This window comes from Cryobacterium sp. Hh38 (assembly GCF_004403235.1).
Classification (GTDB): domain Bacteria; phylum Actinomycetota; class Actinomycetes; order Actinomycetales; family Microbacteriaceae; genus Cryobacterium; species Cryobacterium levicorallinum.
In genome coordinates, this window is sequence record NZ_SOHD01000002.1 from 237783 (window position 1) to 264160 (window position 26378).

At 64.1% G+C, this 26378-nt stretch carries 21 protein-coding genes and 2 tRNA genes; 21 read left to right on the top strand and 2 right to left on the bottom strand.

Features of this window, described 5'->3' with window-relative positions; translation table 11 throughout:
• Positions 1–76 precede the first annotated feature (76 nt).
• From metK to E3T41_RS01360, 14 genes are all read left to right on the top strand, one after another.
• Complete coding sequence (gene metK, locus E3T41_RS01295; protein ID WP_092449089.1) at positions 77–1270, top strand: methionine adenosyltransferase; 1194 nt, start codon at positions 77–79, stop codon at positions 1268–1270.
• A gap of 14 nt (positions 1271–1284) precedes the next feature.
• Complete coding sequence (locus tag E3T41_RS01300; RefSeq protein ID WP_166791473.1) at positions 1285–3456, top strand: primosomal protein N'; 2172 nt, start codon at positions 1285–1287, stop codon at positions 3454–3456.
• Positions 3457–4374 (top strand): methionyl-tRNA formyltransferase, encoded by a 918-nt coding sequence (gene fmt / locus E3T41_RS01305; protein WP_134476860.1) that lies wholly within the window; start codon positions 3457–3459, stop codon positions 4372–4374.
• The gene (locus tag E3T41_RS01310) at positions 4371–5867 is read left to right on the top strand and encodes an RsmB/NOP family class I SAM-dependent RNA methyltransferase (protein WP_092449087.1); all 1497 of its coding nucleotides are present in this window, start codon (positions 4371–4373) and stop codon (positions 5865–5867) included. The genes fmt and E3T41_RS01310 overlap by 4 nt, the downstream gene beginning before the upstream one ends.
• A 42-nt stretch (positions 5868–5909) precedes the next feature.
• Positions 5910–7775, top strand: a complete 1866-nt coding sequence (dnaG, locus tag E3T41_RS01315) for a DNA primase (protein WP_134476875.1) — start codon at positions 5910–5912, stop codon at positions 7773–7775.
• A gap of 182 nt (positions 7776–7957) precedes the next feature.
• Entirely contained in the window at positions 7958–9592 is a 1635-nt protein-coding gene (locus tag E3T41_RS01320; RefSeq protein ID WP_092449085.1) for an ABC transporter substrate-binding protein, read from the top strand.
• A 114-nt stretch (positions 9593–9706) separates the two neighbouring features.
• Entirely contained in the window at positions 9707–10780 is a 1074-nt protein-coding gene (locus E3T41_RS01325; RefSeq protein ID WP_369828720.1) for an ABC transporter permease, read from the top strand.
• Between the two features lie 2 nt (positions 10781–10782).
• On the top strand, positions 10783–11865 hold the full coding sequence (locus tag E3T41_RS01330) for an ABC transporter permease (RefSeq protein WP_092449083.1): 1083 nt from the start codon (positions 10783–10785) through the stop codon (positions 11863–11865).
• Positions 11865–13568, top strand: a complete 1704-nt coding sequence (locus tag E3T41_RS01335) for an ABC transporter ATP-binding protein (RefSeq protein ID WP_092449082.1) — start codon at positions 11865–11867, stop codon at positions 13566–13568. The genes E3T41_RS01330 and E3T41_RS01335 overlap by 1 nt, the downstream gene beginning before the upstream one ends.
• 5 nt (positions 13569–13573) lie before the next feature.
• The gene (locus E3T41_RS01340) at positions 13574–14488 is read left to right on the top strand and encodes an ATP-binding cassette domain-containing protein (RefSeq protein WP_092449081.1); all 915 of its coding nucleotides are present in this window, start codon (positions 13574–13576) and stop codon (positions 14486–14488) included.
• Between the two features lie 230 nt (positions 14489–14718).
• Positions 14719–14791, top strand: a tRNA-Asn gene (locus E3T41_RS01345).
• A gap of 124 nt (positions 14792–14915) precedes the next feature.
• A complete protein-coding gene (locus tag E3T41_RS01350; RefSeq protein ID WP_092449080.1) occupies positions 14916–15791 on the top strand; it encodes a sensor histidine kinase in 876 nt (291 codons plus the stop codon).
• A gap of 81 nt (positions 15792–15872) precedes the next feature.
• Entirely contained in the window at positions 15873–16565 is a 693-nt protein-coding gene (locus E3T41_RS01355) for an AzlC family ABC transporter permease (protein WP_370256862.1), read from the top strand.
• Entirely contained in the window at positions 16562–16867 is a 306-nt protein-coding gene (locus E3T41_RS01360) for an AzlD domain-containing protein (protein WP_092449078.1), read from the top strand. Before E3T41_RS01355 ends, E3T41_RS01360 begins: the two co-directional genes overlap by 4 nt.
• On the opposite strand, the gene def is transcribed toward E3T41_RS01360, so the two are convergent.
• Positions 16864–17436: a peptide deformylase gene (gene def, locus E3T41_RS01365; protein WP_134476880.1), complete on the bottom strand. Its 573-nt coding sequence runs from the start codon at positions 17434–17436 to the stop codon at positions 16864–16866. The genes E3T41_RS01360 and def overlap by 4 nt on opposite strands.
• A 40-nt stretch (positions 17437–17476) precedes the next feature.
• Here def and E3T41_RS01370 point away from each other — a divergent pair, with 40 nt between their 5' ends.
• The 5 genes from E3T41_RS01370 to E3T41_RS01390 all read left to right on the top strand — a co-directional run bounded on the left by E3T41_RS01370 (position 17477) and on the right by E3T41_RS01390 (position 21817).
• Positions 17477–18391: a DMT family transporter gene (locus tag E3T41_RS01370; RefSeq protein ID WP_092449076.1), complete on the top strand. Its 915-nt coding sequence runs from the start codon at positions 17477–17479 to the stop codon at positions 18389–18391.
• Positions 18392–18550: 159 nt separating this feature from the next.
• A complete protein-coding gene (locus tag E3T41_RS01375; RefSeq protein WP_370256864.1) occupies positions 18551–19822 on the top strand; it encodes a glycosyltransferase in 1272 nt (423 codons plus the stop codon).
• Positions 19823–19860: 38 nt separating this feature from the next.
• Positions 19861–19934: transfer RNA gene (locus E3T41_RS01380), tRNA-Ile, on the top strand.
• A 620-nt stretch (positions 19935–20554) separates the two neighbouring features.
• Positions 20555–21292: a hypothetical protein gene (locus E3T41_RS01385; protein WP_134476883.1), complete on the top strand. Its 738-nt coding sequence runs from the start codon at positions 20555–20557 to the stop codon at positions 21290–21292.
• A 21-nt stretch (positions 21293–21313) separates the two neighbouring features.
• Entirely contained in the window at positions 21314–21817 is a 504-nt protein-coding gene (locus E3T41_RS01390; RefSeq protein ID WP_134476885.1) for an SRPBCC family protein, read from the top strand.
• A 315-nt stretch (positions 21818–22132) separates the two neighbouring features.
• On the opposite strand, the gene E3T41_RS01395 is transcribed toward E3T41_RS01390, so the two are convergent.
• Positions 22133–22351 carry a hypothetical protein gene (locus tag E3T41_RS01395; protein WP_198416374.1) on the bottom strand — a complete coding sequence of 73 codons (219 nt, stop codon included), beginning with the start codon at positions 22349–22351 and terminating at the stop codon, positions 22133–22135.
• Positions 22352–23391: 1040 nt separating this feature from the next.
• On the opposite strand from E3T41_RS01395, the gene E3T41_RS01400 reads away from it, so the two are divergent.
• Positions 23392–23805, top strand: a complete 414-nt coding sequence (locus E3T41_RS01400; protein WP_166791474.1) for a GNAT family N-acetyltransferase — start codon at positions 23392–23394, stop codon at positions 23803–23805.
• A gap of 552 nt (positions 23806–24357) precedes the next feature.
• Positions 24358–26337, top strand: a complete 1980-nt coding sequence (locus tag E3T41_RS01405) for an APC family permease (protein WP_104131440.1) — start codon at positions 24358–24360, stop codon at positions 26335–26337.
• Positions 26338–26378: the final 41 nt, after the last annotated feature.

Here is a 26378-nt window from a genome sequence, read left to right on the forward strand (position 1 = left end):
CTTCGACAGACCGGCTCCACATTCAACTTCTACGTTTTTTACACGTAGTTCATCAACATCTACAGAGACGGGCCAGATGAGCGATCTTCGCCTCTTCACCTCGGAATCAGTCACCGAGGGTCACCCCGACAAGATCTGCGACCAGATCTCCGACAGCATTCTCGATGCCCTGCTCACCGACGACCCGCACAGCCGGGTCGCCGTCGAGACCCTCGTCACCACGGGCCTCGTGCACGTGGCCGGTGAGGTCACCACCGAGGCGTACGTCGAGATCCCGTTGATTGTGCGCAAGTGCATCACCGACATTGGCTACGACTCGTCGGACGTCTGGTTCGACGGCCGCTCCTGCGGTGTCGAAATCTCCATCGGCGGCCAGTCGCCCGATATCGCCCAGGGCGTTGACAATGCCTTCGAGACGCGCGAGCAGTCCAGCCTCGACGACTTCGATCGGCAAGGCGCGGGCGACCAGGGCATCATGTTCGGTTACGCCACGCGCGAGACGCCCGAACTCATGCCGATCCCGATCTGGATCGCCCACCGGCTGGCCGAACGACTGGCCCTCGTGCGGAAAAACGGCGAGCTCGACTACCTGCGCCCCGACGGAAAGACCCAGGTCACCATCGGCTACGACGGCATCATTCCGCGTACGGTCGAGACCGTCGTGGTCTCGACCCAGCACGCGCCGTCCGTGACCACGGAGCGGTTGCGCGCGGAGGTTGAAGAGCTCGTGATTCGCCCGGTGCTCGCGGGCATCGACCTTGACTCGTCATCGCTGTCGACCCTGATCAACCCCACCGGCCGCTTCGAAATCGGCGGCCCGCAGGGCGACGCCGGCCTCACCGGTCGCAAGATCATTATCGACACCTACGGCGGATCGAGCCGACACGGTGGCGGAGCGTTCAGCGGCAAGGACCCGTCCAAGGTCGACCGCTCGGCCGCCTATGCCATGCGCTGGGTCGCCAAGAACGCAGTTGCGGCCGGCCTGGCCGAGCGCCTCGAGGTGCAGGTCGCCTACGCGATCGGCAAGGCCTCCCCGGTCGGACTCTACGTCGAAACCTTCGGCACCGGCGTACTGCCCGACAAGGAGATCACCTCGGCGATTCGTGCGGTGTTCGACCTGCGCCCGGCCGCCATCATCCACTCCCTTGACCTGCTGCGTCCCATTTACGCGCAGACGGCCACCTACGGCCATTTCGGCAGGGAGCTTCCCGACTTCACCTGGGAGCGCCTCGACAAGGTCGACGACCTGCGCAGCGCCGCCGGCCTCTGAACTCTGGCCTCATCATGACGCACACCGGCCTGGTCGCACGGGTGCTGATCGATTCCCCGCTGCCGCAGCTTGACCACCTGTTCGACTACGGCGTACCCGCCGAACTGGTCGGGCAGGTGGCTGTCGGGGTGCGGGTCAAGGTGCCGTTTCGCTCCGGTGGGCGGGTCGTCGACGCCTATGTGATCGAGCTGTTTGATCCTTGCGTCGAGTCCGCTTCGACAACGGATGCCGCCTACCGGGGCGCGCTCAGCCCGCTTGACTCGGTCGTTTCCACGGCGGTCGTACTCACGCCGGCCGTCTGGAAGCTAGCGCGCCGACTAGCGGATCGGGCGGCGGGGAACGCGAGTGACATCATCCGTCTCGCCGTGCCGCCGCGCCAAGTGCGAGTTGAAAAGGCCTGGCTGGCGGCGCGGGCTGCTGCTGCCGTTGTTGTACCCGTTGCACGGCAGCCTGGTTTCTCGGCCGCTCCGGAGCCTGCCGTCCCGGACGCACCGGTTATGCCAGCCGCGCCTTCCGAGACCGCCGTCCCGATACCGCCACCCGCTTCGGCACCGAACCATCCGCTGGTCGAGCCTGTCGAGACCGCCATTCCGACACCGTCGCCCGTCTCGATTGCCCTGGCGACTCCCGCGTTCGTCGGCTACCCGACCGGCCGCCTCGACAGCGTCATTATGGAGCACCACCGGGTTGCCGTCTCCGCGATCCCTGAACTCACGCAGCTCGACGACGGCACGACCATCGGCCGCTGGGCGCAGACCCTCGCCGAACTCGCCGTCGCCACCCTCGGTGCCGGGCAGAGCGCCATCCTCTGCGTTCCCGACTTTCGCGACCAGGACCAGGTGCAGGCCGCCGTGGCCCAGCTCGCCCCGACCCTGCCGCTGAGCCGGGTCGACGCCCGCCAGCCGAACCCCGACCGCTACCGCGCCTTCCTCGCCTGCCTGCAACCGGAACCGCGCATCATCCTCGGCAACCGCTCGGCCGTCTACGCCCCGGCGCAGGACCTGGGCCTCATCGCCGTCTGGGACGACGGCGACCCGCTCTACACAGAGCCGCTCAGCCCCTACGTGAACACCCGCGACGCGGCCCTGGTGCGTCAGCAGAACACCGAGTGCGCCCTGGTCTTTCTCGGCCATTCGCGCAGCGTCGAAACCCAGCGGCTGGTCGAGCTGGGCTACCTCGCCGACGTGAATCCGGCTGCCGGCCGGCACCCGCGCATTATCCCCACCGACTTTCAATCCGAGCCCGACCAGCAGACCCGCGCAGCCCGCATCCCCTCGGCGGCGTGGCAAGCCGCCCGCGAGGCGCTGGACCACGGCCCCGTGCTCGTGCAGGTCGCGAGCCCCGGCTATGCGCCCATGCTCGCCTGCCAAAGCTGCAAGAAGGCCTCCCGCTGCACGCATTGCCAGGGCCCGCTCGGGCTTAAATCGGCGTCGGCCGTGCCGTCCTGCCGCTGGTGCGGCGCACTCGCGGCCGGTTGGACCTGCGCGCACTGCGAGGGCACCAAACTGCGAGTGGTGACGCTCGGCACCGGACGCACCGCCGAAGAGCTCGGCCGAGCTTTCCCGGGGGCCCGGGTGATCGTCGCCGACGGCGACCACACCATTCAGACACTCGGGGCCGAGCCGGCCCTGGTCATCGCGACCCGCGGCGCCGAACCGGTTCCGACCGGAGGCTATCGCGCCATTCTCATTCTCGATGGCGAACGCATGCTCGCCCGGGAATCCCTGCGCGTCGGCGAGGACTGCCTGCGCTGGTGGGCCAACGCCGCCGCCCTCGCCGCCCCTGGCGCCCCCGTGATCCTCGCCGGAGTCGGCGGGGCGCTCGCCCGCGCGCTCAACGCCTGGCACCCGGACATCTTCGCTGCGAGTGAGCTCGCCGACCGCCGCCAGCTGCGGTTTCCGCCGGCAGTGCGCGTCGCCTCCGTCACCGGAACCGCCGCCGATGTCGACGCCGCCCTCGCTGATCTCGGTGCGGTGGCCGGCCTCGATGTGCTCGGACCAGTCGACACCGCGGCGCCACTGGTTCGTGCGGTAGTTCGATTCGGCTATGCCCGCGGCGATGAGGTGGCCCATGCGCTCAAGGCCGCGGTCGTGCGGAACGCCGCCAAGCGCCGCAAGCCGAAGTCCGGTTCGTTCCAACCGGCACCTACACTTAAAGTTCGATTCGATGACCCGGAGCTGCTCTAAATGAAAATCGTCTTTGCCGGCACGCCGGAGGTTGCCGTACCCAGCCTCACGGCCCTGGCCGGTACCGATCACGAGATTGTGACCGTCATCACCCGAGCGGATGCCCCGCTCGGACGCAAGCGCACCCTCACCCCGTCGCCGGTCGCGCTGGCTGCCGCGGAGCGGGGGTACCCGGTGCTCAAGACCAACCGGCTCGACGCCGAGGCGACCGAGACTATCCGTGCTCTGCAGCCCGACCTCGGCGTCATCGTCGCCTACGGCGGAATCGTGCGCGAACCACTGCTCTCGGTGCCGCGCCTCGGCTGGATCAACCTGCACTTCTCCCTCCTGCCGCGGTGGCGGGGGGCATCTCCGGTTCAGCGCGCCGTGATCGCCGGGGACGAGCTGATCGGTGCTGCCGTGTTCCAGCTGGTGCCCGAGCTCGATGCGGGCGATGTGTTCGGAAGCTTTTCCCGGCCCCTAGGCGTACATTCCACATCGGGAATACTTCTCGACGAGCTCAGCCACAGTGGCGCCGAACTGTTGCTGCGGGTCGTGGGCGAGCTCGCGGCCGGTACTGCCGTGGCCGTGCCGCAGACCGGCGAAGTCACCCTCGCGCCGAAACTGACCAGGGACGACGCGCGCATCAATTTCGACCAGCCGGCAGCATCCGTTTATAGCCGTATTCGCGGCGTGACCCCCCAACCCGGCGCGTTCACCACGGTGAACGGTGCCGTTCTCAAACTTCTCGAGGTCGCTCCGAGCGTCGACGAGCCGAACCTGCCTGCCGGAACTGTTCTGCAGCGTGATAAAACAGTGCTCGTGGGCACGCAGACCGAACCTCTGGTTTTGCTGCGCGTGCAACCGGCCGGAAAGACAGCAATGACAGCGAATGACTGGTGGCGCGGAGTGGCAGCAGAATCGGTGATCGCATTATGAGCGACGATCGCACGGGGGGAAGAGGCAATGCCGGCGCGGCGCGTTCTGGCGGGTCGGCTGGCGACAGCGCCGCCGAATCTGCGTACTCTGGCGGTGTCCCGCGCGCGCGCCAGGCCCCGGCCGATTTCGTGCAGCCGGCCCGCCGCATCGCCTACGAGGTGATCGCCGCCGTCCGCGAGTCCGACGCCTACGCGAACCTGTTGCTGCCGACCCGTATTCAGCGTGCCGCTCTCAATACGGCGGATGCCGCCCTCGCGACCGAGCTCACCTACGGCACCCTGCGCATGCAGGGCTTCTACGACCGCGTGATCGCCCTCGCCGCGAACCGTCCCGTCAGCGCGATCGATCCCGCAATTCTCGATGTGCTGCGCCTCGGCGCCCACCAGCTTCTCGCCACGCGGGTCGCCACCCATGCCGCGGTCAACGAATCGGTCTCGCTCGCCAAGCAGGTCGGCTCACGCTCCGCGACGGGATTCACCAATGGGGTGCTGCGCACCATCTCCCGCTCGAGCGCTGAGGAATGGCGCGATCTGGTGCTGGAGGGCTCGGTCAACGCCGATGACCGGCTCGCCGCCGAATTCTCCCACCCGGCCTGGATCGTGCGCGCTTTTCGCAAGGCTCTGCAGGCTGAGGGCCATGAAAGCGAGCTCTCGGACCTGCTCGCCGCCGACAATATGGCGGCCAAGGTCAACATGGTGGCGCTGCCCGGTCTCGCGACCGCCGCAGATCGCGAACGCCTCGGCCTCGCCGACGAGTTCTCGCCGGTCGGTTTCGTGCTGGATTCCGGCGACCCGTACCATCTGGTGACCGCGACGGAAGGCCGCGTTCGGGTGCAGGACGAGGGCTCGCAGATCGCCGCCCTGGCGCTCAGCCGGGCGCGGCCCATCATTCCGGGGGAGCGCTGGCTCGACCTCTGCGCCGGCCCCGGCGGCAAGGCCGCCCTGCTCGCCTCCGAAGCACGCGCCGGGGGAGCTGTGCTCGTAGCGAACGAGCTCGTACCGGCCCGGGCAATCCTCGTGCGCACCGCCCTCGCGGCTCTGCCCGAAACGGTTCCGGTGTGGGAAGTGGATGGCACCACCATCGGCCAGACGCACCCGGACACCTTCGACCGCATTCTGCTCGACGCGCCGTGCACGGGCCTCGGCGCTCTGCGCCGCCGGCCAGAGGCGCGCTGGCGCAAGCAGCCCAAGGACGTTGCCGACCTCGCCGGTTTGCAGTCCGGACTCATCGACGCGGCCCTGCTCGCGCTCAAGCCCGGCGGCATCCTGGCCTATGTGACGTGCTCGCCGCACACCGCCGAGACCCGCGCGATCGTCGCCCTGGCGGTGCGCAAGGCCGGCGGAACCGTGACGGCGCTCGACACGGCTGCCGTCGTGCAGTCGTTCAGCGCCGCCAACCTCGATCTGCCCGCCGGTACCGGCAGCGTTCAGCTGTGGCCGCACCGCCACGGCACCGACGCCATGTTCATCACGCTGCTGCAGCGCGCCCTCTAGCCTCGCGTCGGTGCTGTCGGCGCGCACCGATACAATTTACCTATGGCTGGACTGATTCGACAAAGCGACATCGAAGAGGTCAAGGCCCGTACTAATATCGCGGACATCATCGGTGACTATGTCACCCTGAAGTCCGCCGGTGTCGGTTCGATGAAGGGTCTCTGCCCCTTCCATGACGAACGCAGCCCCAGCTTTCACGTGCGTCCGCAGGTTGGCTTCTACCACTGCTTCGGCTGCGGCGAGAGCGGCGACGTCTATTCCTTTCTGCAGAAGATGGACCACGTCAGCTTCAGTGAGGCCGTTGAGCGGCTTGCCGGTCGGGTCGGCCTCGACCTGCACTACGAAGACGGTTCCGGAGCGGCCCCGGACCACGGCAATCGTGCCCGCCTGCTCGCGGCCAACCAGGTGGCATCCGATTTCTTCATCGACCAGCTCGGCAGCGCGGGCGCTGAGGTCGGCCGGGCGTTTCTGGGGCAGCGCGGTTTTGACGCTGCCGCTGCGACCCGGTTCGGCGTCGGGTTTGCGCCCAAGAGCTGGGACGAACTGACCAACCACCTCCGCGCCAAAGGCTTCACCACCGAGGAACTCACCTTGTCCGGTCTGGTCTCGAGCGGCGATCGCGGCATCTACGACCGTTTTCGTGGGCGCCTGGTCTGGCCGATTCGCGACATCACCGGGCAGACCATTGGCTTCGGAGCGCGCAAGCTGCTCGACGACGACAAGGGCCCGAAATACCTCAACACCCCCGAGTCCCCGGTCTACCACAAGGCTCAGGTGCTCTACGGCCTCGACCTCGCCAAGCGCGACATCTCGCGCAGTCACCAGGTCGTCGTGGTCGAAGGCTACACCGACGTGATGGCGTGCCATCTGGCCGGCATCACCACCGCGGTCGCTACCTGCGGCACCTCGTTCGGCGTCGACCACATTAAGGTGTTACGCCGCGTGCTCGGCGATGATTCCGGTGTCGGCGAAGTCGTCTTCACCTTCGACCCCGACGCTGCCGGTCAGAAGGCCGCCATGCGCGCCTTCAGTGAGGAGCAGCGGTTCTCCGCTCAGACCTACGTCGCGGTCGGCCCGGAGGGCCTCGACCCCTGCGACCTGCGCCTGCAGCGCGGCGATGATGCGGTCAGGAGAATGGTCGACGCGAAGAAGCCGATGTTCGAGTTCATGATTCGGCAGATCCTCTCCCAGTACAACCTCGACACGGTCGAGGGTCGCACGGCCGCCCTGCGTGCCGCAGCCCCCATCGTCGGCGATATTCGCGACCCGGTGCTGCGACCCGGCTACACCCGGGAACTCTCGCGCATGCTCGGCGTCGATATGGGCGAGGTTGCCAGGGCCGTCACCAACGCCCAGTCCGGAGCGCGCTCTTCGGCGAGCGGCGGGCCAAACGCTCCCCGGCATGCCGGCGCGGTCGAAGTGCTGCCGGAGCGCCCATTCTCGCTGGTCGAATTGCCCGGCGACCCGGTCACCCGACTCGAGCGCGACGGCCTCATGGCCATGCTGCAGCGCCCAACGCTGATCGGCCGGGACATCCTCGACAGCGCGGTGCAGACATCCTTTGCGAATAGCTCTCTCGCGGTGGTGCGCGACGCGATCGCCTCGAGCTTGCCGCACTTCGAGGCGCCCGACTGGCTCGATCGCGTCGTCGCGGAGGTTCCGGACACCCTGAAGAACCTTGTTCAGGAGCTCGCCATGGCCAATCTGCCCGAGCGCACCGAGAAAGATGTCACCCGCTACGTGCGCGAGATCACCATCGTGCTCATTGACAAAGACCTGTTGCGCCTCAAGGCCGAATTGCTCGGCCGACTGCAACGAGCGGATGCCAGCGAGACCGAGATATACCGCACGCTCCAGCGCGAACTCGTGCGCGTCGAGGCCGAGCGACGCGCCCTCCGCGACGAGTGACCCACGCGCAACTTCTGAGTCAGTGCATGAGCAACGACTTTGTTGCAGATACGTAAAGAAGCTGCGGCTGATCGTGGCAATCCGCGCATTCTGTGCTAATTCTTGGCTAACAGCAATGAACAGCTGCGCCCATTCTCGGGTTCTCCTGGTCATGAGACTTCTACAGGAAGAGGACGACGGATATGACATCCGCATTCACTAACGGCAAGCGCGCTCTCGCTGCCACAGCAGGCTTCGCGGTCGCGGCGCTGGTACTGGCCGGTTGCTCAGCGGGCGGCAGCACGACTACCGACAACGCAGGCGGCCCGATCACAATCGGCACCACAGACAAGGTCACCACGCTCGACCCGGCCGGCTCGTATGACTCCGGTTCCTTCTCGGTGCAGACCCAGGTCTTCCCGTTCCTGATGAACAGCGCCTACGGCACAGCGGATGTCGAGCCCGACATCGCCGTCAGCGCCGAGTTCACCTCACCGACGGAATACACCGTCACCCTCAAGCCCGACCTCGAATGGGCCAACGGCAACGCGCTCACCGCGTCCGACGTCAAGTTCAGCTTCGATCGTCAGCTGGCCATCGCCGACGAAAAGGGCCCGTCCACCCTCCTGGGCAACCTCGAGAGCACTGAGGCCGTCGACGACACCACGGTCGTCTTCACCCTGAAGGCCGGAAACGACCAAATCTTCCCGCAGATCCTGTCCAGCCCCGCCGGCGTCATCGTGGATGAGGACTCCTTCTCCGCGACGGAGGTTACTTCCGACGACGACATTGTCGCAGCCGAGGCCTTTGCCGGCCAGTATGTGCTGACGAGCTACGACTTCAACAACCTGCTCTCGTATACGGCCTACGCGGGCTACCAGGGCCTGCTCGGCGCCGCCAAGACCGACGTCATCAACGTCAAGTACTACACCGACGCGTCCAACCTCAAGCTCGACATTCAGGAAGGCAACATCGACGTCGCATGGCGCAGCCTGTCGGCGACCGACATTGACGACCTTCGCGGCAACGACGCTGTCAGCGTCGTTGACGGCCCCGGCGGCGAGATCCGCTACATCACCTTCAACTTCAACACGCAGCCCTTCGGCACGACGACCGCTGACGCCGACCCGGCCAAGGCACTCGCAGTGCGCGCGGCCGTTGCCGATATCGTTGACCGCGAGGAACTCGCCGACCAGGTCTACAAGGGCTCCTACACCCCGCTGTATTCCTACGTTCCCGCTGGCATGACCGGTGCCACCGAGTCGCTCAAGGGTCTCTACGGCGACGGTGAGGGCGGACCGGACATTGAGAAGGCCGCGGCAGACCTCGCCGCAGCCGGCGTGACCACCCCGGTCGCACTCAACCTGCAGTACAACGCGGACCACTACGGCCCCGGCTCGAGCGACGAGTATGCGCTGATCAAGGACCAGCTGGATGCTTCCGGCCTGTTCACAGTCAGCCTGCAGTCCACCGAGTGGGTTCAGTACTCCAAAGACCGAGTAGCTGACGTCTACCCCGCTTACCAGCTTGGCTGGTTCCCGGACTACTCCGACGCTGACAATTACCTGACGCCGTTCTTCGCCCAGAACAACTTTCTCCAGAACCACTACGACGACGCCGAGGTCGATGCCATGATCAATGAACAGGCCGTCACGAATGACCCCGAGGCGCGCACCGCGCTCATCGAGGAAATCCAGGACAAGGTCGCGGCTGCACTCTCCACCGTTCCGCTGCTCCAGGGAGCACAGGTCGCTATCACTGGGCCGAGCATCACCGGGACCGAAGACACGCTCGACGCGTCCTTCAAGTTCCGTTATGGCGCGCTTGCCAAAGGTTAGAACGTAGTACGGCTAGAGTTTTCTCTAGTTTGATCACCGGGGGTATCTAGTGCTGATAGCGCTGGATACCCCCGATTCTTGTGCAATTGTGAGGTAGTAATGACCACTGTGGCGATGAAGCCGCCCATGCCGGCGGCCGGGCGTTCCAAGAAGAACACCAGCCCGGGCGGTGGCATAGGCCGTTACCTCCTCGTACGATTCCTCCTCATCTTCCCCACCATTTTTATTCTGGTGTCGATGGTGTTCTGGCTGATGCGCACGACGGGAGACCCGATCACCGCCGCGCTCGGCGGAAAGCTCGGTCCCGACCAGCTCGCCGTCCTCATTAAAGAGGCCGGCTATGATCGACCCATCCTCATCCAATATTTTGAGTACCTCGGGCAGGTCTTCACCGGCAACTTCGGCACGACAATCAGCACCAACCGTCCGGTGTCCGAGGTACTGCTCACCTACGGATCCGCTACGGCCGAGCTCGTGTTCTACGCGCTCATCGTGGCGTTCATCGTCGGTATTCCCCTCGGCATGGTTGCAGCGTACTGGCGGGACAAGGCGCCCGATGCCTTCCTGCGCGTGGCCGCCATTCTCTTCTATGCCACCCCGGTGTTTTTCGCCGGACTCCTGTTGAAACTTGTCTTCGCTGTCTGGCTCAAGGTCCTGCCGGTCGCCGGTCGGGCGACCGTCAGCTCGGAACTGGAGATGGGGTTCCTGCCCGACAAGACCGGGATCTACTTCATCGACGCGTTGAAAACGGGCAATCCCGCCGTCTTCGGCGATGTGCTGCTGCACGCTGTACTTCCCGCGGTGGCACTCGGACTGCTCACCGCGGGCGTCTTCCTCCGCCTGGTGCGCACCAACGTCATCGGTACCCTGGGCACCGACTATGTGGATGCCGCCCGCTCGCGTGGTGTAAATGAGTTTCGTCTGGTCAGCAAGCACGCTTACCGCCCCGCGCTCATCCCGATCATCACCGTCATCGGCTTGCAGGTGGCCCTGCTGCTCGGCGGCGCTGTACTGACCGAGACCACCTTTGAGTGGAAGGGGCTGGGCTTCATGCTCATTGAATTCATCAAGGCACGTGACTTCGTGGCCGTTCAGGGCATTGTGGCGCTCCTCGCTGTGATCGTGGCCCTGTCCAACTTCATCGTGGACATCATTGCCGCGCTCATTGACCCGAGAGTGCGGTACTAGCCATGACTATTGACACCACTCACGCCCCCAAGGCTCCGCTATGGACTCGGCTGCCCGTCGTGCATCAACTCCGCCAGAGCGTCGGCCTGCAACGGGGAATGCTCGTGGTCGGCCTCGTCCTCACCGGCATCTTCATTCTCACCGCAATCTTCGCACCACTGCTCGCGCCGTACGGCTACAGCCAGCTGCGCGATGACAGTGGCCCCTTCGGCGCCCAGCAGGAGCCCGGCGGCGACCACCTGCTTGGCACCACCGTCGGCGGCTACGACGTGCTGTCGCGGGTCATCTGGGGCTCGCAGACCGCGATCACCGTCATGGTCATTGCCGTCGTGCTGTCGATCTTCGCCGGTGTGGCCCTGGGCCTCGTCTCCGGTTACTTCGGCGGCTGGCTCGACCGCGTACTCGTCGTCGTCTGCGACGCCGTCTACGCCTTCCCGGCGCTGCTGCTCGCCATTGTCATGGGGATCGTCATCTCCGGCGGTCGCTCCGGCCTGTGGGGTGGAATCTTCGCTGCCGCGATCTCCATCACCGTGGTCTTCATCCCGCAGTACTTCCGGGTGATTCGTGCGGAGACTGTGCGCATCAAGGCCGAGGCCTACGTGGAATCGGCCCGCGTGCTCGGCGCGAGCAACGGCCGCATCATGTTCCGTCACGTTCTGCGCAACGCCACCCGCACCCTGCCGCTGATCTTCACGCTCAACGCTTCGGAAGCCCTGCTGACCCTGGCCGGCCTCGGGTTCATCGGCTTCGGCATCGAACCCTCCTCCGCCGCCGAGTGGGGCTACGACCTGAACAAGTCACTCTCCGACGTCACCAGTGGCATCTGGTGGACCAGCCTGTTCCCCGGACTGGCCATCGTTCTCGTCGTGCTCGGCATCACCCTGGTCGGCGAGAGCCTCAACGACCTCGCCGACCCGCGCCTGCGCAGTCGCCGTGCCCCCGGAAAGACGGCCGGCATCGTCGCAGCGACCAGCGTCATTCCCGGTGGAACCCTGGCTGGCGGTCCTGGCGGTATCGACGGGCTCGAAGCCGGCCTGCCGGCGCACGACCAACACGTGAACGACGACCCATTCGAGGCCAAATAATGAGCGCGCAGTCCCTTCCCGACGTCGTACGCATCGACAACCTCAATGTGACCTTCGCCACCGACGGTGGCGCGGTCAAGGCCGTCGACGGCGTGAGCCTGCGCGTCGCTCCCGGAGAAGTGCTCGCCATCGTGGGGGAGAGCGGCAGCGGCAAGACCGTCACCGCGAAGACCATCCTCGGCCTGCTGCCCGAGACGGCTACCGCCCACGGTGCCGTCATCCTGAGCAGCAAGGACGGTTCCAACTCCAACGACGTGCTCTCCGTCAGCAAGCAGAAACTGCGTCAACTGCGGGGAACGGATGTTTCCATGGTCTTCCAGGAGCCGTCAACGGCCCTGAACCCCGTGTTCACCGTCGGTTGGCAGATTGCCGAGGGCATCCGGGCCCACGGTGAATTCAGCCGCAAGGAAGCCCGCGCCAAGGCGATTGAGATTCTCGGCCGGGTCGGCATCCCCGACCCAGAGAGCCGCGTCGACTACTACCCGCACCAGTTCTCCGGCGGCCAGAAGCAGCGGGTCGTCATCGCCATGGCCCTCGTACTCGACCCCGGGCTCATCGTCGCCGACGAGCCGACCACGGCGTTGGATGTGACCGTGCAGGCCGAAATCCTCGACCTTCTCCGCCGCTGCCGCGACGAATTCGGCACCGCCATCGTGTTGATCACCCACAATATGGGTGTCGTCGCCGATCTCGCCGACCGCGTCGTCGTGATGTACGAGGGCAAAGTCGTCGAAGAAGCTCCAGCCCAGGATCTGTTCTCCAACCCCAAACACGAATACACCAAGCGACTGCTCGGCTCTGTGCCCCGCGTTGGCCACGGCACGGTACGGGCAACCGCACGGTTGCAGGCTCGGGAGTGCGATTGGGTGAATCAGACCCCGGTCGTCGTCGCGAACAATCTGAAGATCCAGTACCCGGGCCGGCTCGGCAAACCCGGTTTCACCGCCGTCGACGGGGTGAGCTTCAGCATCCGCCCAGGCGAGGTACTCGGCCTGGTCGGCGAGAGCGGATCCGGCAAGACCACCATCGGCCGGGCCATGGGCGGTCTCACCAAGGTGACCGGCGGCTCGCTGACGGTACTGGGCCATGAGATGAATGGTTTCAGGGAACGCGCCTTCAAGAAGGTGCGCAGCGACATCGGATTTGTCTTTCAGGACCCGGCTTCGAGCTTCAACCCGTTACTCACCATTGCCGAATGCGTCGCCGAGCCGCTCGTCGTGCACGGGCGGGCAGCGAACACCCGGGCCGCCCGCAAGCGGGTAGACGAACTGCTTGAAGCCGTGCAGCTGCCCAAAGCTTTCGGCGACCGGTACCCGCACGAGCTCAGCGGTGGCCAGCGGCAACGGGCCAGCCTGGCTCGTGGGCTCGCGCTCGAGCCGAGCCTGCTTATCGCCGATGAACCGACCAGCGCGCTCGACGTGTCCGTGCAAGCGAAGGTGCTCGAACTCTTCGCCGAGATCCAGGCGGAATTCGGGTTCGCGGCCTTATTTATCAGTCACGACCTTGCCGTCGTCGACATTCTCGCTGACCGCATTGCCGTGCTGTACAAGGGAAAATTGGTCGAGGAAGGCACCGGCGCCGAGGTGCTCGGAGCTCCGAAAGATCCGTACACGCAGCGGCTGCTCGCCTCGCTTCCGGTGCCCGACCCGGCCACGCAGGCCTTGCGCCGAGACGAGCTTCGCCTTCTGCGTGCGGCAAGATAGACCGTATGAAGCAAGGCGCGGCATCCGTTTCCCCGATCAATTCCAGTGATCTGACCATCGAATACCCGCCGCACGGGGCGAGCCCGGCGTATGTCGCGGTGCACGGCTTCACCCTGCGCATCGCTCCCGGCGAAGTCGTCGGGCTGCTCGGCGAGAGTGGTTCCGGCAAGAGCACTCTGGCCCGGGTGCTCTCCGGTGACGCGTTTGTCAGCGAGAGCACCGGCATCCGTCCCCAGATCACCGGGGGCGAGGCGACCGTGCTCGGCTTCGGCCTCCGCCGTATCAGCAAACGCAAGCTGGCGCGGCTCACCTTCGGCGTCGGCCTGCTCGCCCAGGACGCGGCCGATACCCTGCCGTCGACCATGACGGTCGCCGAGATTGTCGCCGAACCGGTGCTCGAACGCGATCGACGCTACAACCGTCGTGCCCTCGGGGTACGGGTCGCCACCCTGATCGATGCGGTGCGGTTGCCACTGGTCGTTCTCGGCCAGTACCCCTATGAGCTCTCCAGCGGCCAGCGTCAGCGCGTGGCGCTGGCTCGCGCCCTCGTGTTCGGACCGTCGCTCTTGATCGCTGACGAGCCTACAGCGGGCGTTGACGTTACGGTGCGGGGCGCCATTATCGACCTGATCAGCGAGCTGCAGCTGGAGCGATCTTTCTCGGGGCTCGTGATCAGTCACGACCTGGCCGTGCTGAGGCAGGTCGCCAACCGTATCGGTGTCATGCATCAGGGTGTGTTGGTCGGCCTCGGCACCATTGAGGAGGTCTTTCGGGACCCGTGGCACCCGTATGTCAAGGGACTTGCCGCCGCCCTGCAGCCAGCCGAAGTCGAACGGAACGTTCACACCGACGTCTACGAGGCCGGAGCGCCCGATGCCGCCGATAGCGGCGATGAAACGGATACCGCAGTCGGCTTTTGAGACCAATCCCGGCCCGTCCCTCCTGATTTCGGGTCGGAGTAGTCGTGACCCGCGCCGACACGCCCGACCGTACTTTGGTGCGTGAGACTGCGCAACTGTTGCGTCGGCCCGACTTTCCGGGGCTGAACGGGTTCTGAACCCTTCAAATGGCGCCAGCGGAGGCGAACAGAACCCGTTGTGGTTTGGGCCCCGCAAGAAAACTTGGTAAAGTCGTAACGTTGCTCAAGCATTCCTCGATAGCTCAATTGGCAGAGCAGCGCACTGTTAATGCGCAGGTTCTTGGTTCGAGTCCAAGTCGGGGAGCGAAAGGCCACTCAGGGCTCCACCCCGGGTGGCCTTTTTTGTCGGTATATTCCGGCCGACAAAAAAGGTCTTCCTCAATTTTCAACGTGCGCCAGGGCTTCGGCACAAGAGACGGCGGTCAGCAGTGGAGTTCGCGCAACTTCTGGTACCGGCGCTCGGAGCACTGTGTGGTGCGTTGTTGGTGCTCTGGGTGATCGGCCTGCTGCGCTCTCGCCGGATCATCTTTGACCGCAACGCCGCCGAGCGCGTGCGCATCGAGCTGGAACTGTCTCTCGCCGAGCAACAGGGGCGCCTGGCTATCATCCGTGAGCTGCAGGACGGCGCCGTGCTCACCATTGCCCGCCTGATCACCCGGGCTGAAGGCGCACGGTACACCGCCGAAAGTGATCCCTCCACGGCCGTACGTGCCGCCACCGCGCTCGTCGACGACGGCCGAGTGGCCCTCGCGGACATGCGCCGGGTGCTGACGATCGTGCGCGAAGGCGAAACCGTCGGCGCACTACAGCCCGGCCCGCAGTCCACCCGCGACCTGTTTCGGGTCATGCGCGACGCCGGACTGGTAGTCAGTTTCAGCGAATCCGGCGAGCGCTTCGCCCTCAAGGCGGGCGCCGAACTGGCCATTTTCCGCATTCTGCAGAGCGCCCTGTCGAACGCGCTCAAGCATGGTGGGGTCGGCACCGAGGCCCGTGTGTCGTTCACCTGGACGCAGGACGGCCTGCAGCTACTCGTCGATGATGACGGCATTCGGGCCGCCGCCCGTCGTGACGGCAAGGAGGCCGACGAACAGGCGGCGCGCACCCCGTATTCGATCGAAGACGACCTCAAGGCCCTCAGCGAGAGCATTGCCGGTCCCGGCATCACCCAGATGCGCGAGCGTGCCCAGCTGTTCGGCGGCGTGTTCAATGCTGGAACCGTGCCGGGCCTGGGGTTCTCCGTGTCGGCCGTGTTCCCATCGCTGCGCTTTCACAACGGCGTGCACGGCGTCGACCTGTCCCGGTAGACCCGCGGCATGAGCGAAATTCTCGCAAAAAAAGTTGATGAACAGCGGCAGCAATGACTGGCGACCCGCGAAGGCATCGCCGTGGGACTCGCGACCGCCGCCTACGGAGTGTCCTTCGGCGCTCTGTCGGTCGCCGCCGGACTCGACATCTGGCAGACCTGCTTCATCAGCATCGTGATGTTCTCCGGTGGTTCCCAGTTCGCCTTGGTCGGAGTGCTCGCCGCCGGCGGTGTCGCGGCCGGCCCGGCGGCGATCGCGAGCGCGGCCCTCCTCGGCGTGCGAAACGGCATCTATGGCATGCGCACCGCACCCGTTGTCGGCACCGGGCTCTGGAAACGGTTCGCCGCCGCCTGGATCACCATCGACGAATCGACGGCGGTCGCCCTGGCCCAGCCCACCCCGCGTAGTCGGCGGGTCGGCTTCTGGGTCACCGGTCTCGCCGTCTTCATCGGCTGGAACATCACAACCCTGCTCGGCGCCCTGCTCGGTGATGCCCTCGGAGACACTCGGGCTTACGGCCTCGATGCGGCGGCCGCAGCGGCCTTCGTCGGCCTGCTCTGGCCACGATTGAAGCGGATGCAGGCGGTCGCGGTGGCCGTCGCCGCTGCGGTCGTCGCTGCGACGCTCACCCCCGTGCTCATGCCGGGCCTGCCCGTGCTGGTCGCAGCGCTCGTCGCGGTCGTGGTCGGCTTGTTCAACTGGCTGGGCACACCCGGCGTGCCGGGCGGGGCATCCACTCGCCGACCGAGCGATGGATCGGGGCTGGACTCATGACACTCTGGCAGATCATCATTGCCGCCTCGATCGCTGTGCTGGCGCTCAAACTCACCGGATACCTGGTGCCTCCGGCTCTGCTGCACAAGCCAACGCCGGCCCGCATCGCCGATCTGCTGACCGTGGCCTTGCTGGCCGCGTTGATCGCGGTGCAGACGCTCGGCAACGGTCAGGCGCTGGTGCTGGATGCTCGCATTCCAGCGGTCATCGTGGCGGCTGGCCTGTTTGCGATCAAGACGCCGTTCATCGTGGTGGTGCTTGTGGCAGCCTTGGTCGCGGCCGGGCTGCGCGCGCTGACCTAGCCTTCGAGGTTGTCGACGCCGGGGATCCAGGTCAGGCCCGGAACGCCCCAGTTCTTCTTGCGTACGACCTTGGCGGCCATCTTGGCGTAGACGTGCTGCAGACGGTCAACGTAGAGCGTGCCGTCGAGGTGATCGAACTCGTGCTGGAAGATGCGGGCGAGCCAGCCATCAGCTCGAATTTCAAAGGGCTGTTGCTCAGCGTCGACAGCTCGCAGAATGGCTGATTCGGCTCGTTTGAGCGGAAAACGTTCACCGGGAAAGGACAGGCAGCCCTCGTCCTCGTCGGCATCCTCATCGTCGACCGGTTCGGCGGAGACCGGGGTGATCCAGAGCTCCGGGTTGATCGCGACGCCTCGCCAGGTCACTTCGTCGTCGTCCTGATAGCTGTAAGTAAAAATTCGCAGCCCGACACCCACCTGCGGGGCGGCCAATCCCACCCCCGGCGCAGCATCCATCGTCTCGAACATGTCTCGCACCAGGTCGCGCAGATTGTCGTCGAAATCGACGACGGGAGCTGCGGGGGAATGGAGAACGGGGTCACCTGAAATTACTATCGCGCGTACGGGCATTTCTCCAGAATATCGGCAAGCTTGTGGGTAGGGTCATGAAGTGACCTCTGACCTAACCGATCTGGCGAGTGAAATCGCCATTGATCCCAGGCAGGCCATCGGAATTCCGCTGGCCCTGGTCGGCGCGGTCTTCCTATCGCTGGGTGCTCAGTTTCAGCATCGCGGCGTCACCAAGGTCGAAGCGCACACTGAAGCGGTCACCGGTGGACTCAACGTTCGGCAGCTGACCTTACTGCTCGCGCGACCTTCCTGGGTGTTCGGATCCATCATGCTCGGCCTGGCGATCGTGTTTCAGCTCACGAGCCTCGCCTTTGCGCCCATCATCGTCGTGCAGCCGCTCGGCGCGGTTGCCCTCGTGATCACGGCAATTCTGAATGCCCGGGTCAGCCGGGTCAGCCTCAACCGAGCAAGTATCATCGCGATCTCGATGTGCGTGGGGGGTGTCGGGCTGTTTGTGACCGTAGCTGCGTTCACCGCCATCGACAAACCGGTCACCGACCGCAATTTGACCACGATTCTTATCGTGCTCACGGTCGTTCTCTTGCTCTTCGCGCTGGCGTTCGGCTTTCTCCGTCACCGTTCGCAGGCAGTCTTTTATATTCTCGGCGCCGGGGTGCTGTACGGATTTGTCGCGACTCTCGCCAAAGTCGTCATCAACCGCACCCAGAACGGAAATTTCGAGTGGCTGACCCTGACCTGTGTGCTTGGGTTGCTGCTCGCCGCTGCGCTCGGGGCCTATTTTGTGCAGAACGCGTATGCCTCCGGGCCACCGGATCTCGTCATTGCGGGGCTGACCGTCGTCGATCCTCTGGTTGCGGTGGGAATCGGCATCATTGTGCTCGGCGAAGCCAGCCAGGCACCGCCGGCAGCGGCCGTCGCCTTCGTCGTGGCGGGCGCCATCGCGATTTGGGGTGTCTTCTTGCTCGCACGGTATCATCCCCAGTTGGATCGCTGAAACGTGAAGAATTTTGGTGTTCCACGGTGCGGGCGCGTCTCGCGATGCTCGGTTTAGAATAGGGTCGTGTACGCCGCGTCAACGACCGAGCGCGCCCGAGACTTTCTGCCGGACGATGTTCCCGGCCCACCAACGTAGGGACCACTCCACTTGTCAGATGTGACCGACTTGCAGAGCAGCCCGACTCCGGGCGTTGCGACACAGCGTGGCCCGAATGCCTCGGCGAAAAAACCGCCGATTCGGGTGCTCATCGCTGCGGACACGTTCGCTCCCGACGTGAACGGGGCTGCGCGTTTCGCCGAGCGGCTTGCCGCCGGCCTGGTGGAACGGGGCCACGAGGTGCAGATCATGGCGCCCGCTGCATCACGCAAGCACGGCAGCCGGACCGAGATGCACGAGGGCCAGCCCATGGTGGTGCACCGCCTGCACAGCTGGCGCTGGTATCCGCACGACTGGCTGCGGTTTGCGCTGCCGTGGCTGGTTCGCGGCCAGAGCCGTCGCATTCTCGATTCCTACCGCCCAGACGTCGTGCATTTTCAGTCGCACATCAACGTCGGGCGTGGCGTGTCGATCGAGGCGGCGAAGCGGGACATTCGTTTGGTTGGTACGAACCATTTCATGCCCGAGAACATGGTGAAATTTTCCCTGGTTCCGTTGGGTTTTCAGGATCGCGTGATCAAGGCAGCCTGGCGAGCGGCCCGGCGCACGTTCGGACGTGCCGCAGCGGTGACTACGCCCACCCGGCGGGCCGCCCAGTTCCTGGAAAAATACACCGGGCTGACCGGTGTCCACGCCATTTCCTGCGGCATTGACGCTGATAACTACTCGCCGAATTTTGAACCACGCACGGAGAACCGCATTCTGTTTGTGGGGCGGGTCACCGGCGAGAAGCAGATCGACGTGCTGCTCGAAGCGGTGGCGAAGTTGAATCCCGATCTCGATGTGCAGGTCGAAATCGTGGGCGGGGGAGACCAGAGACGCAACCTGGAGCACCTGGCTGACACCCTCGGCATCCGCTCACGGGTCACGTTTACCGGGTACGTGACGGATGCGGAGCTGCGCGCGGCGTACTCGCGGGCGACGGTTTTCGCGATGCCGTCGATCGCCGAGCTGCAGAGCATCGCCACCATGGAGGCCATGGCCTCCGGATTACCGATCGTCGCCGCTGACGCCATGGCGCTCCCGCACCTCGTGCATGACCAGGCGAACGGGTACCTGTTCAAGCCGAGCGATGCGCAAAATCTCGCCGACAAACTCACTCTCGTGCTCACGGCGACGCCAGAGCTCCTGGAGGCGCTCAAGCGCGAGTCGCTCAAGCTCATTGCCGCGCACGACATCAAGCGCACGTTGAGCACATTCGAATGCCTGTATCGTGGGGAGCCGGTGGGCGATTTGGTCACCAACGGGGCCTCGGCGCATCTGCCGGAGTAGTCACGTAGTTCTGGCGGGACGTTTTGGTCGCGCTTTTTGGGGCGGTAGCTCAGCTGGTTAGAGCAGCGGACTCATAATCCGTCGGTCCCGGGTTCAAGTCCCGGCCGCCCTACTGTAAATTCAATCTGATCAGGGTTTCTTGTCTTCACCGAAAGGGCAAGACTTGATGCACTGGTCGTTTATCCAACGTGTATTCCGCGGCGGTTGATTGCTCCCGTCGGCCGTTACTGTGGTAATCGATCCACTTCGATTCACTTGGGCTGGCCTCGAACATCTGAGAATCATGCACTTTGGATGACTCTTCGGGCTCGGTCTCGCGCCCCTGCTACGACGAGCGTTTGCTCAAGTACGGCACCCGCATACGTGAGTTCGCCGAGGCCTCCATGGCGACCAGTGCACGCGTAGAGCTCCCGCCTGCGTCGGTGGAGATACGCCGTCCTCGACCTCGTGCGTATGACGCCCGGTCATCGGGCTTAATGTCGGGACAGTCAAACGGGCACCGTTGCAATTCCGCCCGGTCGGAACCGCCAGCTTCCCGGGGGAATGCCCGGGGGTCGTCCCCTTGCGGGCTCGGCGATCCAAGGTCCGCGCTAGCAATCCGCGCCAAGCAGGCTCGAATCAGGGCTACGGTGTCAGGAAGAGTGTGACGACTCTCAGAGCCCGTATTACCGGCACGGCGATGACCAAACTTCGATCTCGGTCGTGTTTTCAGCACTGACCTAGGGTGGACGTATGGATGCCGACATCAACTTCTACTTCGACCCCGTCTGCCCTTTCGCCTGGATGACCAGCAAGTGGGTGCGGCAGGTGCAGGCGCAGCGTCGCTACACCGTGGACTGGCGATTCATCTCGTTGCGCCTGATCAATGCCCAGGTCGATTACGACGTACATTTCCCTCCCGAGTACGAAGCTGGCCACACAGCCGGGCTCCGGCTCCTGCGGGTAGCCGCCCGAGCGCGAGCAGAATACGGCCGCCAAGCGATGGCACCGCTGTACGCAGCCTTCGGGTCTCACATCTTCGACACCGCACCAGGTTCGGACAATCATCGGAGCGAGGTCGAGATGCGTGAGCTCCGCGGGACGCGTGAGTTCGCGGAGCCGATCCTCGCCGAGGTGGGCCTGCCGCTCGAGCTGGCGGGCGCTCTCGACGACGAATCATGGGACATCGAGATCCAGCAGGAGACGGACGAAGCGCTCTCCCTCACAGGAAGAGACGTGGGCACGCCCATCATCCACTTCGAGCCACCCACCGGTGCGGCCTTCTTCGGACCAGTGATCAGCCGCCTGCCGCACGAGGACTCAGCAGTCGAGTTGTGGGACCACGTCGTCGCTCTGGCACGCTTCCCAGGATTCGCCGAACTCAAACGCAGCCTGCGCGAGCAGCCACAGCTGGCCGCGTTCGGAGTCGACGTGAGCACGGTCGGAGAGCAAGAAGACTGGCACGGCGGCAGCCGGCGGCAGAAGAAATGACCCCTCCGTTAGGGTATACGCATGAGTGAGACAAGCATCCGCAGTCACCAGGAGTCCGTCATCGTCGAGGCGTCGGCCGCGTTTCTCTACGACCTGCTCTCCGACATCACCCGCACCGGCGAGTGGAGCCCCGTCTGCACGTCGTGCTGGTGGGACGACGATGCCGAGGCTGGTCGAGTTGGTGCCTGGTTCACCGGGCACAATGAGCTCCCGCATCGGACCTGGGAGACACGGTCTGAGGTCGTGACGGCAGAGCACGGTCGCGAGTTCGCCTGGGTGGTGGGCGGCAGCTTCGTCCGCTGGGGCTTCAGCTTCACCGCCGCGGAGACCGGGACGATACTCACCGAGTCGTGGGAGTTCCTGCCGGACGGGATCGCCATGTTCGAGGACAAGTTCGGCGAAGACGCCCACGCTCAAATCCTCGACCGCACCCAGCAAGCCTTCGACGGCATCCCGAAAACCCTCGCCGCGATCAAACGGATCGCCGAGATCTCCAGCGACGCAGGGGCACAGACCCAGTCATGACCGGACCGCCCGGGAAGGGCTGTCTCTGCAACGGTGTTTCCAGCACTTCTACGAGCCGCCTAAATTCCCACTGGCCTCATCGACCTTGAGAAGTTCCTTCCCGGCACCGCCGGCAACCGAGTAGACGACGACGATTCTAAGGTGTCCCGGTCGCCGTCCGGCTTACGGGGCGGCCGAGGCCGATGTTGAACATCCGCGTACGTGCTCTGTTGACCACATTGTCCTTGGGCACGATGGCGAGACTTTACGGGAACGGGACCACGTCGCGACGAGGCGTCGGTCAGCTTCGCTGAGTGACTGCGGGGAAGGCATGTCTCACGTGTTCGTGTGGCCGTGCCCCGGACGTCGGAGACCGAGCACAATCAGGATGATGCCAACGATGGCGAGGATGAGCCCGATTGAAAGCCACATCCTGCTACCCGTCATGAAACTTCCCGGGATCAGATTCATGCCCTGCCCAGTCCAGATTCCACCCAGGATCAGAGCTATCACGCCGACGGTGATCAAAGTCATGCGTCCGATGCCGCTAGTCATGTCTCCCAAGGTACCCTGACCGGCTCACTCGTCGCCCGGTAGAGGTCCCCTGTGCGAGACAGCATCGGCGCACTCCGCCACCGGGTGCTTTGGTACAAAACCTGTGTCGCTCGAGGTCCGGCTATCGGACACCCGGCAGATCAAGGTCCAACACATACGTCTGCGATGGATGTGCCAACAGCGCATGCTGGAATGGCTCTCCCCGCGGTCGCCAGCCGTTCTTTTCGTAGAGGTGCACGGCCGCTTGATGATCGGCGAGAACGTGAAGAACAGAGCGCTCATGCCCTGCCGAGCAAGCGCGGCTGTTGCTCCAATGAGAAGTGCCCAGCCGAGCCCGCGCCCCTGAGCGCCGGGAGCGAAAGCGAGCAGACCGATGACAGGCGAGTTGGGTGGATCACTGGCAAGACCCGAACCCGGTTTCATTGCGAGTACGAACCCGACGGGTCCAGCGACTGCAACCTCGGCCACGACCAGCATTCTGAATTGCCGAACTTGAGTTGAGCTCGCTCGGCTACTCCATCGACCGCTTCACCATCCCGAGCAACGCACGCCGCGACCCACAGCGAAACGCAAAGCGACGCATCCTGTACGGTGCCACTTCGAAAAACGAACTTGTTCTCCCCGCATGTCTTCTCCGTGTCCCAAGTTTCCTACCCGCTTCGATGATCGTTCCACTCGGACGGTTTGCTGTTGCTATCCTCGGTTTAAGGAGCGGAAAAGCACCAGGACCTGTTTTTATCTCAGTTCCACAGCGTTGATTCTCGGAGGTTTTTGGTCGGGATCGGTGTCGCGGTGACCGGATCATCTCCTCACACAGCGCGATGTTCGATTCTGCTGGAGGCTTCGACTTGAACGAACCCGCATGCACTGGCCTGTGTTACTAATGCGTCAGCATGCTCGGCGAATCCACCCGAACCCATCCACGAGACGGAGATAGTCGAACTATGTACGCTCCCGCGAATCTTCCAGTTGCCGTGCGCGTCGCTGTCGCTGGCGATCGAGGCGAGATCCTCCGGTTAGTCGCGCAAGTGTATTCGGACATGCACACGGTTTACGGCGGATCCGCACCCGCTACCGACGCGGAATGGGAAGCGCGCGTCGCAGCTTCTCTCGATCGGCGCCTCGGCAACGATGTCGCGATTTTTGTCGTAGAAGGTGCAGTCGGGCATCTGGCGTCCCTGGCCGTCGGGCGGATCAGTGAAACCTTGCCGAGCCCTAGGCACGTGCACTTCTTGGAGGGGTACGTCGAATGGGTGGGAACCGACTCCCAGTATCGAGGAATGGGGTACGCGTCCGCTGCTATGCGTGAACTCCTGCAATGGTTCCAAGCCAATAACGCGATGTCGGTCTCCCTCAACGCGAGCCCCGACGCGGAATCAATCTATCTGCGCATGGGCTTCAACGACGACGGGCCGCGGGCCCTCAGCATTCGCCTCGGAGAGCACGCATCGTAGCCAACAAGGGGCGCAGCATAACTTCGCGTGGCGGTTGCCTTCCCATTCCGCGCGTGCCGCACAAGTAACGGCGTACACGAGGCCCTGGAAAACAGGGCGGCGAAATCGTCCCGCAGACGGTTCGGCTTATGGGACGGCAGGAAGTACCGTTTTCGGTATGGACGAGTTGTGCGGGCGAGTGTGGAAAAAAGCAGAAGTCGCTGGTGGAGCGGAATCTGAGTTTTGGGCGTGACTCCAGGCCAAATTCTGTGAGTCCGTCGCTTGCGGGCGGACCTCAACTGTAACGAGGACGTGAGTGGTGCTGACTGTGCTGTCGTCCACAAGCGCACGCTCGTTCTAACCGTTCGGGATGGTGCCCGAGGCTATTGGACGCACCGCACAAACCTCCCGCTTAGTCGACGAGATTTCAGGCATGATCAAGGATGCGCATTTGTCGCCGGAAGAGGGGTGCCGTTGCCCAATCCCGACGACCGTCGCCAGGCAACATTTGAACGTCGTACACTCAACCAGTTGCATGGCAAAGTTCCCTCACAGAAAAAGTGATCGAGAGACATGACTGAAGAAATTTTCGCGATGCCGGCAAGTGTTCAGGGACCAGTGGTGCATAGCAAGCCTTCGAGTGCGGTAAGCCGATGGATGCTGCGTGACACTGTGCAACCGGTGGGCCCGGAAAGTGGTGAAACCCGTGCTTCTGCGCACCCCTGGTGGAAGGTGATGTGCCTCACGGGTGTGGACTACTTTTCCACGCTGTCGTACCTTCCTGCGATCGCCGCACTTGCCGCCGGTGCATTGTCGCCTTTGGCAACCTTGTTGATTGTCGCTTTGACGCTCTTGGGAATGTTGCCGATGTACCACCGGGTAGCAAAAGAAAGTCCTAACGGCCAAGGCTCCGTCGCGATGCTTGAACGGTTGCTTCCCTTTTGGTGGGGCAAGCTGTTCGTGCTCGTTCTGCTCGGATTCGTAGCGACCTCCTGGATCATCACCATCACCCTCTCGTCGGCGGACGCTACCGTGCACTTACTGGAAAATCCCTACGTCCCCGAAGCGTTCCGAGGCCTGGCCGTGCCCGTCACGGTACTGTTCCTGCTCATCCTCGGCGGAGTCTTCCTCTTGGGCTTCACCGAGGCAGTTACGATAGCTATCCCCCTCGTAGCTGCTTTCCTGGCATTGAATGCTGTCATTCTCGGCGTTGGCCTCGTGAACTTCGTGACTGATCCGGCTACGGTCACCGACTGGCTCGCCCTCTTGACCGCCACTGGAGGAGGGCTCGGCGGGATCCTCGTGCCGGCTCTTCTAGCCTTTCCTTTATTGGTGCTCGGCCTGTCTGGTTTCGAGACCGGGGTGAGTATGATGCCGTTGATCGCCGCAACCGGCAAAACCCCCGAGGAACGGTTGAAATCTCGAATTCGGAACACTCGAAAACTGCTGACGGCCGCTGCGGTGATTATGAGTGTCTATCTTCTATTGAGTAGCTTCGTGACTACTCTGCTTATCCCGGCAGAAAAATTCCAGCAAGGTGGAGAAGCAAATGGTCGCGCACTCGCCTACCTAGCCCACGAGCTGATCGGCAACGGTTTCGGCACCGTTTATGACATCAGCAGTATCCTGATCCTCTGGTTCGCCGGGGCGTCCGCAATGGCGGGCCTGATCAACATCGTGCCCCGCTACCTGCCCGCTTACGGCATGGCACCGGAATGGAGCCGCGCTGTTCGCCCCGTCGTCCTTGTGTACACCGCCATCAGCATCATCATCACGATTGGCTTCGGCGCTGACGTCAACTCCCAGGCAGGTGCTTACGCAACGGGCATCCTGGCGATGATGGTCTCTGGCGCCTTCGCTGTCACGATCTCGTGCATCCGACGTAAACGCCGCATCGCCCGCATTGGATTTGCCCTCCTCACCGCTATTTTGCTTTACGCGCTGGTCGAGAACATTCGGGAAAAACCAGACGGTATCGCAATTTCTGCATTGTTCATCCTCGGCATCGTTGTCGTCTCCCTGATCTCCCGAGTCACCCGTACGACAGAGCTGCGCGCGGATCGCATCGAATTCGACGACGAAGCACGCCGCTTCATCAACGATTCACTCCAACACGACAACAAACTCAACATCGTCGCCCACCGCCGGCAAACGGGCCACACGGCCGAATACGCCGAAAAAGAAGAAGAGCAACGGTGGATCAATCCGATCCCTGGCACCGCAGACATCCTCTTCCTCGAGATCGACGTCGTGGACCCCTCCGAATTTCGCGAAGTTCTACGGATAGAAGGCGTCGAAATTGATGGGTACCGCGTTCTTCGCACCAGCAGCCCCGCCGCCCCAAATGCAATCGCTGCAATATTGATAGCCCTCCGCGATACAACAGGCGTCCGCCCACACGCATATTTTGAATGGTCCGAAGGCAACCCGCTGGTCCACATGTTCCGATACTTACTGCTGGGTCGAGGCGACACCGCACCAGTAGTGCGAGAGATCATAAGAGAAAGCGAAACAAACCCACGCAAACGCCCCGTCATCCATGTTGGAGGCTGAACACGACTGGCCCTGCCCCCGTTGACTGGACACCTCACAAG

Excerpts from the sequence above, each read along its gene's own strand:
- E3T41_RS01300 (WP_166791473.1), top strand. The coding sequence starts at position 1,285 with ATGACGCACACCGGCCTGGTCGCACGGGTGCTGATCGATTCCCCGCTG.
- E3T41_RS01400 (WP_166791474.1), top strand. The coding sequence starts at position 23,392 with ATGCACACGGTTTACGGCGGATCCGCACCCGCTACCGACGCGGAATGG.
- fmt (WP_134476860.1), top strand. The coding sequence starts at position 3,457 with ATGAAAATCGTCTTTGCCGGCACGCCGGAGGTTGCCGTACCCAGCCTC.
- E3T41_RS01385 (WP_134476883.1), top strand. The coding sequence starts at position 20,555 with ATGGATGCCGACATCAACTTCTACTTCGACCCCGTCTGCCCTTTCGCC.
- dnaG (WP_134476875.1), top strand. The coding sequence starts at position 5,910 with ATGGCTGGACTGATTCGACAAAGCGACATCGAAGAGGTCAAGGCCCGT.
- E3T41_RS01340 (WP_092449081.1), top strand. The coding sequence starts at position 13,574 with ATGAAGCAAGGCGCGGCATCCGTTTCCCCGATCAATTCCAGTGATCTG.
- E3T41_RS01330 (WP_092449083.1), top strand. The coding sequence starts at position 10,783 with ATGACTATTGACACCACTCACGCCCCCAAGGCTCCGCTATGGACTCGG.
- metK (WP_092449089.1), top strand. The coding sequence starts at position 77 with ATGAGCGATCTTCGCCTCTTCACCTCGGAATCAGTCACCGAGGGTCAC.
- E3T41_RS01335 (WP_092449082.1), top strand. The coding sequence starts at position 11,865 with ATGAGCGCGCAGTCCCTTCCCGACGTCGTACGCATCGACAACCTCAAT.
- E3T41_RS01325 (WP_369828720.1), top strand. The coding sequence starts at position 9,707 with ATGAAGCCGCCCATGCCGGCGGCCGGGCGTTCCAAGAAGAACACCAGC.
- E3T41_RS01405 (WP_104131440.1), top strand. The coding sequence starts at position 24,358 with ATGACTGAAGAAATTTTCGCGATGCCGGCAAGTGTTCAGGGACCAGTG.
- def (WP_134476880.1), bottom strand. The coding sequence starts at position 17,436 with ATGCCCGTACGCGCGATAGTAATTTCAGGTGACCCCGTTCTCCATTCC.
- E3T41_RS01395 (WP_198416374.1), bottom strand. The coding sequence starts at position 22,351 with ATGACTAGCGGCATCGGACGCATGACTTTGATCACCGTCGGCGTGATA.
- E3T41_RS01390 (WP_134476885.1), top strand. The coding sequence starts at position 21,314 with ATGAGTGAGACAAGCATCCGCAGTCACCAGGAGTCCGTCATCGTCGAG.
- E3T41_RS01310 (WP_092449087.1), top strand. The coding sequence starts at position 4,371 with ATGAGCGACGATCGCACGGGGGGAAGAGGCAATGCCGGCGCGGCGCGT.
- E3T41_RS01320 (WP_092449085.1), top strand. The coding sequence starts at position 7,958 with ATGACATCCGCATTCACTAACGGCAAGCGCGCTCTCGCTGCCACAGCA.
- E3T41_RS01360 (WP_092449078.1), top strand. The coding sequence starts at position 16,562 with ATGACACTCTGGCAGATCATCATTGCCGCCTCGATCGCTGTGCTGGCG.